Annotated in this window: 2 protein-coding genes; both read left to right on the top strand. The window is 51.8% G+C overall.

Annotated elements, in window-relative coordinates; translation table 11 throughout:
* Positions 1-446: 446 nt before the first annotated feature.
* The gene (locus tag IM475_RS15820) at positions 447-1,004 is read left to right on the top strand and encodes a hypothetical protein (RefSeq protein ID WP_287728194.1); all 558 of its coding nucleotides are present in this window, start codon (positions 447-449) and stop codon (positions 1,002-1,004) included.
* A 78-nt stretch (positions 1,005-1,082) separates the two neighbouring features.
* Positions 1,083-2,549 (top strand): DDE-type integrase/transposase/recombinase, encoded by a 1,467-nt coding sequence (locus IM475_RS15815; RefSeq protein WP_287728192.1) that lies wholly within the window; start codon positions 1,083-1,085, stop codon positions 2,547-2,549.
* The last annotated feature ends 53 nt before the right edge of the window (positions 2,550-2,602 follow it).

Here is a 2,602-nt window from a genome sequence, read left to right as displayed (position 1 = left end):
TACGTCAAGTGCCCCAACGATGTATTCGAATAATTGATCGCCGTCAATAAATTGTCGTTGCTGTACGTGCGGGTTTCCGTGATCCCGTTGCCGAGTACTTCGCTTGTAAGACGTCTACCTGCGTCGTACGTTCGAGTGCTGACCGTCGCATTATCCAGTTTCAGTTGGTTCAAGGCTCCCGTCGCATGATACGTGTTCCGGGCCGCGTTGTGGTCGCATAACCCGCTGGTTTTGATCCGAGTTGTTATCGTAGTTCGAAGCGTTTTTTACAGCGACAATTCGGCCAGCCTGCATCCCGCCTCCGCAGCCCGTCCATCTTCTCCAAACATTGTACCCCGCCTTTACCCCGCCCTTTTTTGAGACCGTTTCTACGACTCTGCGGATTTCCGATTGCGAAACTCTTATCCTTGGGATGGAGATTTCAAAACCGATCGAAAGGATCTGCCGTGTGTAGCCAGATCTACGCTTCCAAGACTGATGTCGAAGCATTTCTTGCAAAACTCAAAATCACCCCTTGCCCACATTGCAAAAAAACTGGTTTCCTTATCAAGCATGGATCGCTCATTGGATTCTTCCCCAACAACCTAGGCGATACCGTTCGTGCTGCGCGCGCCGTTCGTGTCTTCTGCTCCAACCGACATCTTGCTATCGGATGCGGAAGAACCTTCAGCGTCTGGACCGCTGATAAAATCAAACACTTGTTCCTCTGTGCTGATAGCCTGTGGCAGTTTCTCTCCAACGCAGTAGACTCGGGAAACAAAATCCAAGCCTTTCGCTTGCTGAAGTGCACTTTGAGTGACTCAACTGCCTATCGCATCTGGCAACGATTCCTCGGTGCTCAAGTCGCCATCCGAACGGCTCTCAACGCTTTGTGCGAGCCACCGCGAATCGAGTCCAACTCGCCTGCACAGCTTACTTTGGCCCATCTCGCAAAAGCGTTTCACCGGCATGCGCTCTCGCCAATTGCGGCATTTGCCGCAACGTTTCAAACATTCTTCATCTGAGGCCTAACGTCCTTCATCACATGTGCCGCCGTTAAGTGGACTGTGCGAGAGCCTGCGCCAACGGCAAGCTCGTCACAAATGGACTCCAATCCTCTATCTCAAAACGGCATCGTTGGTCGCTCTGAAGGAGCTGACAAGAGTCTTCTTGGCCGAATTGCTATCGCAACCATTCGGCATCCAAAAACGCACGAGCATCAACAACACAACTCGGCGATGGACCTACGTGAAAACGGATTTAGATTTCTGCAGGATCGTTTCGCCCCTATCAAAACACGAGCACAATTCGGCCCGCAACAACAAGGAGCTATGGCAGTGAAGAATCCGTCGATCTATCTCAAAATGAAAGTCCTCGGTGCGCTCGATATCGCGCCAGGCAAAACGCGCGACCAAAGGGTCCGCAGCGTTGCCGAGATGACCTTCCTCGACGAGGAGGGGAACCAATATCGATTTACTTGGCGGACCATTCAGACCTGGTACTACCGTTACAAAAATTACGGCATTACTGGAATGGACGCTTCGCCTCGGTCTGACAAAGGAAAACCTCGCAAAACAACTCCCGAGGAAGTCCTCGAAGCCATCAACCAAGCGTTGCCTCACTTTCGCCAAAAAGAATCGGACAAAAGCAGAAAGCACACTTGGCCCCCCAACAAGACCGCCATCTACCGATTCTGCATCGAAAAAGGCTTGCTACAAGCAAATCAGATCGCACGCAATACGTTCAGCCGAATGGTCGAAAAGTACGAGTTGCTCAAACCTGATCCAAGCGAAAGTAACAAGCAGCGACTCGCCTTCAGCATGCAATATGCCAACCAGCTTTGGCAGGCCGATACGATGTTCGGCCCTCATATCGGTGGTAAGCAGACCAAGCTGATCGCTTTTATCGATGACGCTAGCCGAGTCTTGTGTCATGGCGAATTCTTCCTGGAGGAGAACACCGATACGATGATTCGAGCTCTGCGTAGCGCTTTCTACAAACGTGGATTGCCCGAGCAATTGCTTGTCGACAACGGTTCCATCTACTGCTCACAAGAAATTACGCTCATCTGTGCCCGAGTGGGTTGCATTCTGCGTCACACGGCCGTTCGAGACGCGTCTGCCAAGGGAAAGATCGAACGCTTCTTTCGCCGAGTTCGCGACCAGTTCCTCATTCGCAATCTTGATCTCAGTTCGCTTCAATCGCTGAATCGGCAGTTCACCGACTGGGTCGAACAGGACTACAACGCGACCATCCATTCCACTCTGGGTATGAAGCCCATCGATCGATTCGGTGTCGATCTCTCGCGCATTCGATTCCTCAGTCCCTCGCAAGACACCGACGAGTTGTTCTACGCCGAGGATACTCGCACGGTCAAGAAAGACAACACATTTAGCTTCCAAGGAGACCGCTACGAATCGCCAATCGACATGCGAGGGCGAGAGATCATTGTGCGTTATGAGCGACATCGCAAAGGGCTGCCTATCGTCTACGACAACGGACGACGACTTGGGCAAGCGCGATTGCTAGATGCAGTCGCCAACGGCTTAGCTCGACGACGCGAGGAGTAAGCCGTAAGTGATACGCAGTAAGCAATTTTTTTCAAACTTCCCACTTCAAACTT

The sequence above is a fragment of the Microcystis sp. M061S2 genome (assembly GCF_020245605.1).
Classification (GTDB): domain Bacteria; phylum Cyanobacteriota; class Cyanobacteriia; order Cyanobacteriales; family Microcystaceae; genus Microcystis.
This window is presented reverse-complemented; position numbering and strand designations above follow the sequence as displayed.

Excerpts from the sequence above, each read along its gene's own strand:
- IM475_RS15815 (WP_287728192.1), top strand. The coding sequence starts at position 1,083 with ATGGACTCCAATCCTCTATCTCAAAACGGCATCGTTGGTCGCTCTGAA.